12 protein-coding genes are annotated in these 13,617 nt (G+C 46.2%); 5 read left to right on the top strand and 7 right to left on the bottom strand.

Features of this window, described 5'->3' with window-relative positions; translation table 11 throughout:
• The 3 genes from astD to BSQ33_RS16365 are packed head-to-tail and all read right to left on the bottom strand — an operon-like array spanning position 1 to position 3,611.
• Entirely contained in the window at positions 1 to 1,494 is a 1,494-nt protein-coding gene (gene astD / locus BSQ33_RS16375; RefSeq protein WP_088134688.1) for a succinylglutamate-semialdehyde dehydrogenase, read from the bottom strand.
• Positions 1,491 to 2,525, bottom strand: a complete 1,035-nt coding sequence (gene astA / locus BSQ33_RS16370) for an arginine N-succinyltransferase (protein WP_088134687.1) — start codon at positions 2,523 to 2,525, stop codon at positions 1,491 to 1,493. The genes astD and astA overlap by 4 nt, the downstream gene beginning before the upstream one ends.
• 30 nt (positions 2,526 to 2,555) lie before the next feature.
• Positions 2,556 to 3,611, bottom strand: coding sequence for an arginine N-succinyltransferase (locus tag BSQ33_RS16365; protein WP_088134686.1), 1,056 nt, complete (start codon positions 3,609 to 3,611; stop codon positions 2,556 to 2,558).
• 295 nt (positions 3,612 to 3,906) lie between these two features.
• Here BSQ33_RS16365 and BSQ33_RS16360 point away from each other — a divergent pair, with 295 nt between their 5' ends.
• Positions 3,907 to 4,614, top strand: coding sequence for an expansin EXLX1 family cellulose-binding protein (locus BSQ33_RS16360; protein WP_088134685.1), 708 nt, complete (start codon positions 3,907 to 3,909; stop codon positions 4,612 to 4,614).
• Between the two features lie 131 nt (positions 4,615 to 4,745).
• Here the strand turns inward: BSQ33_RS16360 and BSQ33_RS16355 are convergent, their stop codons facing one another.
• The gene (locus BSQ33_RS16355; RefSeq protein ID WP_021019170.1) at positions 4,746 to 5,798 is read right to left on the bottom strand and encodes an NAD(P)-dependent alcohol dehydrogenase; all 1,053 of its coding nucleotides are present in this window, start codon (positions 5,796 to 5,798) and stop codon (positions 4,746 to 4,748) included.
• 312 nt (positions 5,799 to 6,110) lie between these two features.
• A complete protein-coding gene (locus BSQ33_RS21635) occupies positions 6,111 to 6,284 on the bottom strand; it encodes a hypothetical protein (protein WP_021019169.1) in 174 nt (57 codons plus the stop codon).
• A gap of 285 nt (positions 6,285 to 6,569) precedes the next feature.
• Here BSQ33_RS21635 and BSQ33_RS16350 point away from each other — a divergent pair, with 285 nt between their 5' ends.
• From BSQ33_RS16350 to nqrM, 3 genes are all read left to right on the top strand, one after another.
• Positions 6,570 to 7,256 (top strand): helix-turn-helix domain-containing protein, encoded by a 687-nt coding sequence (locus tag BSQ33_RS16350; protein WP_088134684.1) that lies wholly within the window; start codon positions 6,570 to 6,572, stop codon positions 7,254 to 7,256.
• Positions 7,257 to 7,344: 88 nt separating this feature from the next.
• On the top strand, positions 7,345 to 8,388 hold the full coding sequence (locus tag BSQ33_RS16345) for an oxidoreductase (protein ID WP_088134683.1): 1,044 nt from the start codon (positions 7,345 to 7,347) through the stop codon (positions 8,386 to 8,388).
• A 225-nt stretch (positions 8,389 to 8,613) separates the two neighbouring features.
• The gene (gene nqrM, locus BSQ33_RS16340; protein ID WP_021019166.1) at positions 8,614 to 8,817 is read left to right on the top strand and encodes a (Na+)-NQR maturation NqrM; all 204 of its coding nucleotides are present in this window, start codon (positions 8,614 to 8,616) and stop codon (positions 8,815 to 8,817) included.
• Positions 8,818 to 9,152: 335 nt separating this feature from the next.
• Here nqrM and BSQ33_RS16335 read toward each other — a convergent pair whose 3' ends face one another.
• Positions 9,153 to 9,512 carry a cytochrome b562 gene (locus BSQ33_RS16335; RefSeq protein WP_021019165.1) on the bottom strand — a complete coding sequence of 120 codons (360 nt, stop codon included), beginning with the start codon at positions 9,510 to 9,512 and terminating at the stop codon, positions 9,153 to 9,155.
• 119 nt (positions 9,513 to 9,631) lie between these two features.
• Positions 9,632 to 10,378 (bottom strand): phosphatase, encoded by a 747-nt coding sequence (locus BSQ33_RS16330; protein WP_088134682.1) that lies wholly within the window; start codon positions 10,376 to 10,378, stop codon positions 9,632 to 9,634.
• Positions 10,379 to 10,539: 161 nt separating this feature from the next.
• Between BSQ33_RS16330 and BSQ33_RS16325 the strand changes: the two genes are divergently transcribed.
• A complete protein-coding gene (locus BSQ33_RS16325) occupies positions 10,540 to 13,425 on the top strand; it encodes an HD domain-containing phosphohydrolase (RefSeq protein ID WP_021019163.1) in 2,886 nt (961 codons plus the stop codon).
• Positions 13,426 to 13,617 lie beyond the last annotated feature (192 nt).

Raw genomic sequence — 13,617 nt, 5'->3', positions numbered from 1 at the left:
TTACTTTGCATCATCTGCTGTGGCAGAAAAATCCAGCCCCGGAGATACGGATGCCGGCATAGTGAGCTGTTCAGCTTCTACTGAGGCCATTGGCCATGCACAAAAATCTGCACTGTAGAATGCACTCGGACGATGGTTACCCGAGACTCCAATCCCCCCGAATGGTGCGGTTGGCGCAGCCCCTGTCAGTGGGCGGTTCCAGTTAACAATCCCGGCTCGCACGGTTGCAGCGAACTGCTCATAATCATCGCGCTGGGTCGAAATAATCCCGGCAGACAATCCAAAACGAGTCTGATTAGCAATGTCGATGGCCTCCGCCAGAGTCTGATAACGCATCACACTGAGCAATGGCCCAAAATATTCTTCATCCGGCAGTTCACGGACATCAGATACATCCAGAATCCCGGGCGTGACCAGAGCGGTATTCGGATCGGGGCGAGTCATGGCAAGTAAGGGTTTCGCGCCTAAATCACACAAATATTGCTGTGTTTCAAACAAGGCATCCGCAGCTTGGTTCGACACCACCGCCCCCATGAATGGCTCTGGCTGAGCATCCCAGCGATCCACACGAATCTGGCGAGTAACCGCCACCAGCCGTTCGATCAGGCGATCGCCATCGGTGCCTTGCTTGACTAATAGCCGTCGGGCACAAGTACAGCGCTGCCCGGAAGAGATAAAAGCAGATTGAATCACCAAATTGATCGCAGCATCCAAATGATCGTAAGACTCGATCACCATCGGATTGTTACCCCCCATTTCAAGCGCCAGAATTTTTTCCGGCTGTCCGCCCATTTGACGATGGAGGTGATAACCGGTATTCGCGCTACCAGTAAACAGCAACCCATCGATTTGCGGATGAGAAGACAACGCGATTCCGATGTCTTTACCGCCCTGTACGAGATTAATCACTCCGGCAGGCAAACCGGCACTATGCCATATCTCCAATGTCATTTGCGCCGTCCACGGCGTCAGCTCACTCGGTTTAAACACCACACAGTTCCCGGCAATCAACGCTGGCACGATATGTCCGTTCGGTAGATGACCGGGGAAATTATACGGCCCGAAAACAGCCAATACGCCATGCGGACGGTGACGAAGCACTGCTTTTCCCCCCGCAATCTCAGCCACTTTCTCTCCGGTCCGTTCTTGGTAAGCCTGAATCGACACCTGAATTTTATTCATCATCCCCTGTACTTCGGTCAATGCTTCCCAACGCACTTTTCCCGTTTCTTGGGCAATCACTTCAGCCAGTTCCGCTTTGCGCTCACTCAAACGCTGGACAAACTGTTCCAGTAATGCGAGACGTTCTGCCATGGGCGTCTGAGACCAGATCGGAAATGCCTGACGAGCGGCTGCAACGGCCTGTTCTACATCGTCCGGTGCCGCAGCATTTGCTGACCAGATCACCGCGTTCGTCGCTGGATTACGTTTGTCAAACACATCACCGTGTCCGTCGCTCCAGACACCATTGAGATAAAGGCTTGGCTGACTCATGAGAAATTCTCCTGTGCAAAAAGTGGGGCCAGACGCACCGAGTCACCATCGGTTACGCGCAGCGCTTGTGCCTGCATACTGGTCAATAAGACGTGAGATTCGGTGACTTGCGGCGTGCCGGTAATGACCCGATAGTCGCTAAAGCTTTCATTACCGATCAAACAGTGAATCGGCCCGGATTCTTCTGTTTGCGTGATTTTCACGATTCGTGCCTGAGATTTACGCACCACGCGTAAATCATCAATGTAGGCTTCAAGTGTCGGCCCGGCATCGAAAATATCGACATACCCTTCGTAGCGCATCCCTTCACTTTCAAGAATTTTCCGCGCCGGAATCGTACTGGGATGAACCTGAGCAATTACGGCTCTGGCTTCATCGCTGAGGAAATCAACATACAACGGATGTTTGGGCATCAGTTCAGCAATAAACGATTTCTGCCCGACTCCCGTGAGATAATCCGCATGCGCAAAATCAATGGCAAAGAAATGACGCCCGAGACTTTCCCAGAACGGTGAATGTCCTTGTTGATCGGAAACCCCTCGCATTTCAGCAATTAATTTAGTGGCGAAACGGTCTGGAAATGTCGCAATAAATAACAACCGACTTTTGGACAACAGATGGCCGTTTTTACCGTGGCGATATTCCGGGTCGAGAAATAAAGTACATAATTCGCTATAACCGGTATGGTCATTACTGAGAAACAGCGTCGGCATCTGCGTATAAACATCCAAAGCTTTAGAGGCATGAACCAGCGTCCCGACGCGATAGTTATACCAAGGTTCATTTAACCCGATGGCCGCTTCGATCCCACTGATGCCCACCACGTTACCGGTATCGCTGTCTTCTAATACAAACAGATATCCCTGCGCCTCGCGTGGGACTTGTTGCTCCCAAGTCCGTCGCATCCGCTCAATCCGATCGTTTAACTGACTTTCGTCATTTTGCAACGAAGTGAAACCGACGCCCGTTTTGGTCGCCAGTGCTGTTATTGCATTGCGGTCGCTCCTTGCAACCGGACGGATCACCATCATTTTTCATTATCCCTGAATGGTTTATGTTCACTATAGACGAGTTTCAGCTGTGTCACTGACAGGAAAACACCAGATCTGGTTTCCCGTCTCAATGCCGTCTGGATGACGCATTGCCAGCATCTGCAACGTTTGTGGCTCAAGCAACAACGTCGACCCTTCCAGCCATCCTTCTCCCATCACCGCACGGAAATCTGTCTCATGACTGACGCCTATCAAATATGTTCTGCGTTGGGGAAGCCCCTCGACAACTTTTACGCGGCACAATTTATGATGCTGCCAGATATCGAGCGTATTTCGGTTCGCCGTCAGAATCGGACCGGCATCGAAAATTTCAACATATTTATCCGGCTCAAAGCCCTGATCACTCAGTAATCCACATTGTAGTGCCGCATCGGGATGGACCTGCCCCATCACCGCTTGGGCTTCTTCATGAATCAGAGGTACATACAGCGGATGATGTGGCATCAGTTCGGCAATAAACGTTTTATCCCGGGTACCGTTGTAGTATTCCACTTGGTTGTAATCGATCCGGAAAAATTTTCTGCCTACATGTTCCCAAAACGGAGCGCGGCCATCTTCATCCGCCACGCCCGGAATCACGGCCAGCCAATCGGTTGTAAAGCGCTCCGGATGGATCGACATAAACAGCAATCTGCCTAAGGTAATCAGCGCCGGATAGAGGCTATTTTTCAATGACGGAATCACATAGAAAGAGCAAAGCTGAGAGTGGTCACTCAGATCATGGGTCATGGTCAGCGCATGAATACGGCTATGAACTTTCAACTCCCGGGAGGAATGGATCAAGATATCGTTACGTAGCGCGTAAAAGGGTTCCTGGTATCCGGCCAGTGCGTTGATTGCACCCGTTCCGAGAATTTGTCCGGTCAGCGTTTCTTCCAGCACGAAAAAATAACTCTCCTCACCCGGAGAGAAAACCGCTTGCCGAAACGAATCGATTGAACGTTCGACTTTCTTAATCAGATGAGAACGCTGCGCAGGTAAGGTATACACCATCGGACCGCTTTCATGGGCCAAACGTTCGATTTGTTGGATATCACTCAATTGAGCGGGACGGAAAATAATCATCAACACGGAATCCTTGTGCAACATTATTTCAGAACAAACATGTCTGAGCTTCTTAGATTACGAGACATGACAGGGAAAAGCTTATGGAAATCTGACCTGATTTTACAATTTTACACCATCACAACGTGTTGCCAGTTACCGTGGCATGCTCATCGCGATTCGCCGATGACGGCATCCTTTTTCACAATAGTTGACCGCCACGACACATTCATCAGCAATATATGCATTAAACTGCTTAAGTGAATCTCAGTCACCGAGATTCAAGGGTGTATTTTCAACGTACAGCGAGGCTTTTATGAAAAAAATATCTAACCTATTATTCATCATCAGTATTTTATTTTGCGGATCAAGTTTTGCAGTTTTTGCAGATAGTTCAGTCCACACCGGCGAAGGCACATTTTATGGCTATGGCGGTGGCGGCAACTGTAGTTTTCCAATGCCGGATGACACCATCTATACCGCAGCAATGAACGCAACGGACTATGATGGTTCAGCGGCTTGCGGTGCCGTGATTGAAGTGACCAATATGAACACCAACCAGACCGTCACCGTGCGTATCGACGACCAATGTCCGGAATGTGCCAAAGGGGATGTCGATCTGGATCAAGATGCTTTTGCTGAAATTTCACCGCTTGTAGCCGGTCGTATTCCAATTTCCTGGAAGTATGTTGCGAACGAACAAGCCGGAAATATGAAGTTATATTTTAAAGAAGGATCCAGCCAGTGGTGGACTGCCATTCAGGTCCGTGATCATAAATATCCGATCGTGGCCATGTCATACCGGGTCTCCGGTTCAGGCAATGACTACACTCAGCTAGAGCGTAAACCCTATAACTACTTTGTCAAAAACAATGGATTTGGTATCGGCCCTTATGATTTCCTAATCACTGACTTTTGGGGACAAACCGTCGAAGTCAAATCGGTCTCACTGATACTAAACACCGAAATCGATACAGCGATGCAATTACCTACACATACCGGTAACAACTTATCGCATCGGTAATCACGACATCTGTCGTCACTGACAAAAGAGAGCGTCTACCATGCGCATAAAAAATGCACCCGCAGGTGCATTTTTTTACATCATATCTGCATCAGTGATAACACGCATACAGACAGCAAATCGTATATCGGTTATGCGCTTTCCGGCATCGTTGCCATATCAATGACGAAACGATAGCGAACATCAGAACGTTCCATACGTTCATAGGCTTCATTGATTTCATCCATCCGGATCATTTCACACTCAGGCAACACATTATGTTCACCACAGAAATCTAGCATGTCTTGTGTTTCCTGAATTCCCCCGATCAGAGAGCCTGCAATTCGACGACGGCCAAAAATCATCGGTAATGTTGATGGTTCATCCAGTGGCCCCACCTGACCAACGATAACCAGTGTGCCATTGACATCCATTAACGGGATATAACCGGTGACATCATGTTTGACCGGAATGGTATCAATGATCAAATCAAAGCTAGATTGCGCTTGTGCCATCGCTGCTTCATCTGAAGAGATCAAATAATGCTGCGCACCTAATGCTTTTGCATCTTCAACCTTCGAATCAGTCCGACCAACAACTGTCACGATAGCGCCCATTGCCACTGCAAGTTTCACAGCCATATGACCAAGACCACCCAGTCCCAGCACAGCGACTCTTGTCCCGGCTTTGACATCCCAAGCTTTGAGTGGTGAGTAAGTGGTAATACCGGCACATAACAGCGGTGCAACACGAGAAAGATCCAACGATTGCGGAATGGCTAGCACAAACTCCTCACGAACGACCACATGGCGTGAGTATCCACCTTGTGTGGGTTCATGTGTATGGCGATCCTGACCACCATACGTAGCGGTCATCCCTTCACGACAAAACTGTTCTTCCCCTGCTTCACACTGATCACAGTGCTGACATGAATCAACCATGCAGCCAACTCCGACAGTGTCACCAACCTTATAACGGGATACATCTGACCCGACGGCAGTCACTCGTCCGATAATTTCGTGTCCCGGCACAAGCGGGTAAGTTGAGCCGCCCCAATCATTACGAACCGAGTGCAGATCCGAATGGCACACACCGCAGTAAAGAATTTCGATTGCAACATCATTCTCTCTCAGTTCCCTGCGTTCAAATGCATACGGTTCCAAAGTTGCACCTTGATTGTATGCTGCGTAGCCAACTGTTTTCATGATCATCTCCTGTTTCGTGATGAATACTTGCTAATGACACGTAATGATAAAGGTCAATCAGCGTAATAAAGATATAATTCATAAGGATGACAAAGCATAATACATTATCATTGAATTTCAATCATAAAATATATACCCCAATTAAAATGAGGTAATTCATAAATATGAATTACCTCATGTCATCCCATATATTCATTAACACAACATATGCAATAGAATATATTCATCTGTAAACAAGATATATTATTATCTTGAATATATTATATTTCCCTCCCTTTTTTCATATCTTATACTGATAGATATATCACCTAGTCATGACTCTACGCTGATTCCCGACCTAAGTTTCTGATCAGCGATTAATAAGCTAATCAAATAAATACCGATATCCGCCCGACTATTTCCGATTTGATCTTGTGCCACCGCATCAAGAACAAACGCCACTGATTCAACAAAAAAATCCTGATCTTCTAATAGCATATGCTTCATCTACTCCATAAGTTATACCGTTTTCATGGCAAACGGTTCTGACAAAAAATAAGCACGACAGAAGTAAACGGGTCATAAACAGCCAATCAATCATGTCTTTTGCGACGGAGTACACGACCATTTGTCTGTCCTCCCGAGCAGGCAGTGATATTATTTTTTCACTTGTCCGGTGAGGGAGATATAACCGGTTTAAATCTGATGTCAGAATCTTAATTCTCTCCTTAAAACAGATAAAGCTTACACGGGCAATCTCATACTAAAACCATACTAAAATAGGGCTTCAGGATGTCAAATGACAATATAAAGACGTTTTCTTACTTAAAAGGAACGGCATTTACTAACAATTTAAAACTCCAGACTCAGTGCAAAGATTATATCGCATTATCCAATTTTCTGAATATTCCAAAATCGACTTTCAGTACTTGGAATGCCCATAACCGAACCTCTCATGAGCTGATTGTCCGGCTGCATCTTTCACTGGGGATTCCCGTCAAACAACTCGCTTTACCGAGGGACTATCCATGTAAAGATATCCATCCTTCGTTATGGGAAAGTCATGAATTCATGCCTCAAATACAGGATCAGGCGAACTTTTACCAATCTCCGTCAGAAACACGGCAGATTTATCAGCACGCCACCGTAATTCTCCAGCGATTCAGTCTTAAACACGGGGCGTTAATCAGTACTGGCGAATCACCCTATGCCGCACAAAGAATGCATGAACTTCAACTAAAAGCGGCCTCAACGATAGAAGTCGAAACGACAGATGCAATCTACCTGATCGATCAACATATTCAGGAGATTGTTGCCGGCCGTTATCTGATGGATATCGATGGCAGAATCGTGCTTCACACTGCACAACGGTTGCCGGAACAGCAAGTACGCATCATGTTTTCTGAGGAAGCGGTAAGTATCGATACGAATAAAGTCCGCATTCTCGGACGGGTCGTTCTCACGATACAACGGTCTTGAGCAGACATTGATTGATCAAGCTCACTGACTCCGTCATGATGTTGATCAGTCACAGAAATTTAACGCCAACGAGAATGAAGAGGTAAAGATGATGTCCCACCCCATTAAAACGGCCGTGATTGGCTATGGCTATTCAGCCAAAACATTTCATATTCCGTTCCTTGAGTCTTTACCCCAGTTTCAGTTTTGCGCCATTAGCAGCCGTCAGCAAGACGTGATTGCGGCACAATATCCAGCCGTCACCTGTTATGAAAGCGCAGACCGTTTACTTGCACAGTCAGATGCGGAACTGGTGATCATTACAGCCCCCAATGATGTGCACTTCTCGTTGGCAAAAATGGCGCTGGAACACGGTAAACATGTCGTTATCGAAAAGCCATTCGTCACTCGGGTGTCTGACGGAGAAACCTTGATCCGCATTGCTCAAGAAAAACAACTCACACTCAGTGTTTACCACAACCGCCGTTGGGATAACGATTTCCTCACTGTGAAAAAGTTGCTCGCGGCAGGCAGACTGGGCGATGTCAAATGGTTCGAATCCCATTTTGATCGTTATCGTCCGGAGGTCAGAGCCCGTTGGCGTGAATCAGCAGACGTCGAAGGCGCTGGTATACTTTATGATCTCGCGCCTCATCTCATCGATCAGGTCCTCGAACTGTTCGGTTCTCCGGATGCCCTCACTGCGCAATGCCGCTCAATGCGTCAGGCCGATGGGGCAACAGACTTCTTCAACCTGCTATTGCACTACCCGACTTTTCTGGTCCAACTGCATGCCAACCCATATAGTCCCGGTGACAATTTGCGCTATAAGATTCTGGGCACCAAAGCAAAATACATCAAAATGGGGCTTGATCCGCAAGAGTCATGGCTCAAAACCAGCGGTTGTATTGAGAAACAGCAGCAGTGCCAAGAATTTGAGGAAAACCAAGGACAACTCTCGACTGAAACGCATGTTGAATTGATTCCGAATGAACAAGGTGGCTATGAGCACTACTTTGTTCAGTTAGCCGACTCAATTCGTCAGGGCACACCTCCGCCAGTGACAGCGCATGAGGCCTTAAATGCAATTCGTCTGATAGAACTTGCGCTCAAGAGCAGCGACAGCGGGCAAACCCTCAAAGTCAATTTATAGGCGATACAACGTATTTATATGTAGCATATGCTATAAATAAGGTTTATGCTGTGCGAATTGTTTATGTGTTCCGCACGATGAACAAGCGCTGCAATCCGCTGATCATATCGGTATTCGTTCCTCATTGGTCGGTGGTTGCTTTGGCACCGTTTTATCAACTACACTTTTATCAAGAGCGTTGTTCGTCCCAAATTCATTGCAGAACCAACGCGAAAGGAGGTATCCGTGACTTACCTACTGACATTTGTTGTATTTATCATCTTAATTACTGGCATGGCGATCGGGGTCCTGTTCCATCGTCGATCCATTCAGGGGAGCTGTGGCGGTTTGTCTTCTATCGGCGTGGAGCGTGCCTGTAATTGCAAAGATGTTTGTGAAAATCAGGAAAAAACACTCTATCAAATCCAAGAACCGGATGAAGAACGTTAATCGTTTAGGTTATTCATCTTGTATGTTTTCCCGAGTCGTCAGCGCATGTCCTTTTGAGTTTGAGAGCGTTGCGCTCTAACTCAGCTTGAACATATTGGATTTGGAAGCCTTGGTTTAAAAGCTTTTGGTTTAAAAGCTTTGGGTTTAAAGACTGTCGCTTTGAAAACTGTCAGTTTGAAAATAAGCGGTTTGACAACATCAAGGACTTGGTGTGAAGCAAAAGTCTCGTTGCAGGGAAGCACAGCGTTTTCAGCACATGTTTTTGCAGAATCTGCTTTTGGAGCGACGACCGAACCTGCCAAGCAACGAAACCTTACGGGTCATCTCTGCAAAGATCATCTCACCTTGCGATGATATTCTGATCTCAATTCATCAATTGCTCTGAGCTTATCTTTGGCACTTTGTAAATTACCCTGACTGAGTTCAGACTCAACCTGATCAATGGCAACAGCCAGTTTTTGAAAACCTTCCTCCATTGTTTTCCCTCTGTCACCCGAATAATTCCCTTGTTTGAGGTGACTGACGATTTCATCAAGTCGCCCCATTGCTCCTTTCATCTCTTCAACACTAGAAGACTGCGCTGCATCAACGAAGGCTTTTTTCATCTGTCTCATGGACGAGTGCACATCATCACTATGCGCCCAGACCGGAGAAACACACATCACCAATAATAGTATTGTTATTTTTTTTAACATTGCATCACTTCCTTATTATGTTTATGACTTACTGATATTCTTTTACCATCTTAAGATAAACTCACTTTTTGACAAACTATCTCTGATGGCGATTACGCCATTCTCACCTACATCACTTTTTATCGTATTGCATCAAACTCAGGAATCGCCTCACGCCCGCGCAATGCCAAAAACTGCAAAAACTGGCGGGCACTGTGTGTAATCACCTGCTCTGCGGGAATCGCTACCTTTTTGATCAGTTCCCGGGCGAGACTCAACTCGCCGACAGCGTGACAAAAGTGAGCATCGCTGCCGGTGGTCACTGGGGCGCCATACAACTTGGCAAGACGGCCAATCTCGTAACAGCGTTCAACGCTGCCGACCCGGCTATGTCCCAGCAAAGTACTATTATTAATCTCAATCGCAACATGGTGTTCGGCTGCACACTGAATCACAGCCTCAAAGTCAAAATCATATCTGGGATTTCCCAAATGTCCCAAGGCGTCCACTTCGCCACGTTCAATCACACTCAGCAATGCTTGGGTATGGATCTGTTTATCAACAGGTGCAAACACCGGCTCATGAAAACTGCCAATCACCCAGTCAAGTTGCGCCAGCACATGCGGATGTAGATCAATTTCGCCTTCGGTATTTAAAATATTAGCTTCCACACCACGCATAATGGCGACGTCATTTAAAAAGCGAGGAATCACTCTCTGGTTGGCAAAAAACCAAGGGTGAGGGGCTCCCGGCATCCGCTCGGCATGATCGGTCGTACATAAAATTTTTAGCCCATTTGCTTTCGCAACACTGACATTTTCAAGCAACGTACTATAAGCATGACCACTTGCATAAGTATGCGTATGTGTATCAACAACAATATCCATAAAGCCTCCCTTTTCTCTCCCACACAAAACTATATCATGCACTTTGTGACTGGCTATCACCAATTTCAACGGTTTTTTTGCAACCTGACCACATTCGACAATACTTATACCCTATTCACGGATACTTATTTTCTATAACGGCTCGATTTACGGACATATTTATGAAATTACGTCGCTATTCCCTTAGTCTTCATATTGGCAGTTTATTCCTGATTTTAACTTCAATCGTTGGTGGCGTTTTAATCCTGATCAGTTATAACCATGCCCAAGCATTACTCACCGAAACCGCAAAACAGCTCAGTTATGAAAACAGCCGTAAAATCGAAACCGAATATAAACAAAGTATTGGCCCGATCCTGACCACACTGGATTTCCTTGCATTCAGCACGTTTGTCGAAAAGGAGCATTCACCGATTGACGATAAACGCTGGCTGGCATCAATGGCACTGGTATTTCAAAAGAATCCCAATTTGGTTGCTATCTACTTTGCCGACGACAATGGTGATTTCACCATCTTGCGCCCACTGTTGAATGAACAAGATATCAGGCGCTTCAATGCACCGAAAAAAGCCGTCTTGTATGCACAGCAAACCCAAATCAGTGGACAGAGTGATATCTTTTTCCTTGATGAACAATTCCAGCAAATTAGCCACCGTCAGACCTTTGATAACCAGTTTGACCCGCGTGGACGTCCTTGGTTTCTCTCCGCTCAGCTCGACGGAAAAATTCGGCTGACAGAGCCCTATTTCTTCTATTTTCTGAAAACTCACGGCGTAACGCTGTCACGACGCTCACCCGATGGTCACAAAGTGGTTGGCGCTGATTTCACACTGGATTCTCTGTCGAAACAAATCGATGCCATTGGCTTTTCTGAAGATACAAAGCTCATCCTGTTTGATCAAAAGTATAACGTCTTGGCTCAGCATGATGCCGGTGTATCGGTAAACAATACCCCGGCAGAAAATCACAGCAAGCTGGAGAAATCATTATTTACACCGATTCTCCATCGGATCAGTAGTCAGGTTCTTTATGAAACCGTCAATGATGGAGACAAGGATTGGTCTTTAACGTTGACCCCCGTGACATTAAATCCTTACGTCACTCTCATGTTAGCAGAAGCAACCCCACACAATGCCCTATTAGCCAATTTATTATCGATGCGGGATCAACAGATAAAAGTGGTCATCATTCTACTCATCTTCTGCTTTCTGACCGTTGCGATGATTGCCTCAAGGCTGGCAAAACCGTTAAAAAATCTGGTCCAGCTTTCCGATAGCATTACACGATTTGAATTTAAGAAAACGCGTTACCCGAAATCGATGATTAAAGAAGTCGCGAATCTATCTCAGTCGTTGCAGTTAATGGAACACACGCTGTACGATTTGCTGAAGTTACTCCGCAAGACTGCCAGTAATTATGATTTCAATACACTGGCAAAAACACTCACCCAGCAGAGCTATCAGATTACCCGGGCAGAAACGATCATTCTGTACATTTTCTCCCATGAAACGGCGTCATTCACCATACTGACAAATCATGCCATCATCCCATTCAGAATCGATATCAATGACTTACTGAATGAGACGCCTTGGCTTAAGTCACAATTACAAAAAGGAGAGGTGGTTCATCTGAGTAAGCAAGATAACGTCATCAAAAAGCACCGTGACCAGCTATTCAACACGGATATTTACCTGTTCCCGCTGTTGAATCGCCGTCAGCAACTGATCGGTATTCTTAATCTCGGCTACGAACGCCCGATTACTCAGGAGCAATCAGACAAACACGCCTTCCTGCGTGAACTGATGAGTTTTGCGCAAATCGCCAAAGACAATATTGACACCCTGCAACAACAAAAAGAGGTGTTCTACGCATTCATCGAGCTTATTGCTTCTGCGGTTGACACCAAGTCTCCCCAGACACGCGGCCATTCCCAGCGCGTTCCGGCCTTGGTGCAATGGTTGGCAGAAGCAACCGTCTCCGACACACATTATTACCCTTATTTCAAAATGGATGCTGCACAGTGGGAAGAGTTAAATGTTGCCTCTTGGCTGCATGACTGCGGAAAAATCACCACGCCAGAATATATCTTCAATAAAGCGACTAAGCTGGACACTATTTATAACCGGATTCATGAAGTCCGGATGCGTTTCGAACTGCTCAAACTTCAGGCAGAAGCGGATTACTGGAAGGGGCTAGCCGAAGGGAGAGATCAGACAACCTTACTGGCCGAGCTTGAAGCAACCCAGCAGACTTTGGATGAAGAGTTTGTCTTCGTTGCCCAGTGCAATATCAGCGATGAACCGATGACCAATGAAAAAATCGAGAAATTACATCATATTGCACAACGCAGTTGGAAGCGCACACTCGATGATCAGTTCGGGGTCTCCCCGATTGAACAACAACGCGCAGGCAAATCGAGAGCGCTGCCCGTCATGGAAAAATTACTTGACGATAAACCAAGCCACTGTGTGACTTGGGAATCGGGCAACTACTCGAAAGAGACATGGCAGGACCGTTTTTCACTCAAACCGGGTGAGCTGCTATACAACCGGGGTGAGCTGCATAATTTATCCGTTCGTCATGGCACATTAACGGAAGAAGAACAATTTATCCTCAATTCGCACACCATGCAGACCCTGATGTTACTGGAAAGACTCCCCTATCCGGAACATCTGAAAAATATTCCGAAAATTGCAGCATGTCACCATGAACGTATGGATGGTCAAGGGTTCCCCAGAGGATTAAAAGGCGAAGAACTCTCGGTTCAGGCCAGAATTATTGCGGTATCGGATGTCTTCGAATCACTCACTTTCCGTGAGCGACCGGATCAACCAGTCAACATGCTGTCAGATGTCATTGAACGAATGACTGAGATGGCCGTCAGCGGTCATTTGGATCCGCGTCTCTATTTACTCTTTCTGGAACACAAACTGTATCAGCGTTATGCCGAGACATTTATGGAAGAAAAACAGATCACGCAGATTGACCCGGACGTCCACATCAAACGCGTCAAACAATACCTGAAAACAATGACACATCAGATATGATCATGAAAACGAAAAGCCAGACCAGACGGACACTCATATACAAAATAAGTTGATCGAAGCGACACTTTTGGTTGATGTAAATCAAATTGTCAGAGAGAATAGAGATCAGTTTTTTGCTCTTTTATGATAGGTATCATGGATATTGATCGTGCCTATTATTGTCATAGAAAGAGCCGATTTTCTATTTTGGTA

Source organism: Vibrio gazogenes (genome assembly GCF_002196515.1).
Classification (GTDB): Bacteria; Pseudomonadota; Gammaproteobacteria; order Enterobacterales; family Vibrionaceae; genus Vibrio; species Vibrio gazogenes_A.
Note: the sequence above shows the minus strand (reverse complement) of the source record. Positions and strands in the feature narration are given on the sequence as shown.

Coding starts and splice junctions, on each gene's coding strand:
- BSQ33_RS16345 (WP_088134683.1), top strand. CDS start 7,345: ATGATGTCCCACCCCATTAAAACGGCCGTGATTGGCTATGGCTATTCA.
- BSQ33_RS16360 (WP_088134685.1), top strand. CDS start 3,907: ATGAAAAAAATATCTAACCTATTATTCATCATCAGTATTTTATTTTGC.
- BSQ33_RS16355 (WP_021019170.1), bottom strand. CDS start 5,798: ATGAAAACAGTTGGCTACGCAGCATACAATCAAGGTGCAACTTTGGAA.
- BSQ33_RS16350 (WP_088134684.1), top strand. CDS start 6,570: ATGTCAAATGACAATATAAAGACGTTTTCTTACTTAAAAGGAACGGCA.
- BSQ33_RS16330 (WP_088134682.1), bottom strand. CDS start 10,378: ATGGATATTGTTGTTGATACACATACGCATACTTATGCAAGTGGTCAT.
- BSQ33_RS16325 (WP_021019163.1), top strand. CDS start 10,540: ATGAAATTACGTCGCTATTCCCTTAGTCTTCATATTGGCAGTTTATTC.
- BSQ33_RS16335 (WP_021019165.1), bottom strand. CDS start 9,512: ATGTTAAAAAAAATAACAATACTATTATTGGTGATGTGTGTTTCTCCG.
- astA (WP_088134687.1), bottom strand. CDS start 2,525: ATGATGGTGATCCGTCCGGTTGCAAGGAGCGACCGCAATGCAATAACA.
- astD (WP_088134688.1), bottom strand. CDS start 1,494: ATGAGTCAGCCAAGCCTTTATCTCAATGGTGTCTGGAGCGACGGACAC.
- BSQ33_RS21635 (WP_021019169.1), bottom strand. CDS start 6,284: ATGAAGCATATGCTATTAGAAGATCAGGATTTTTTTGTTGAATCAGTG.
- BSQ33_RS16365 (WP_088134686.1), bottom strand. CDS start 3,611: ATGATTATTTTCCGTCCCGCTCAATTGAGTGATATCCAACAAATCGAA.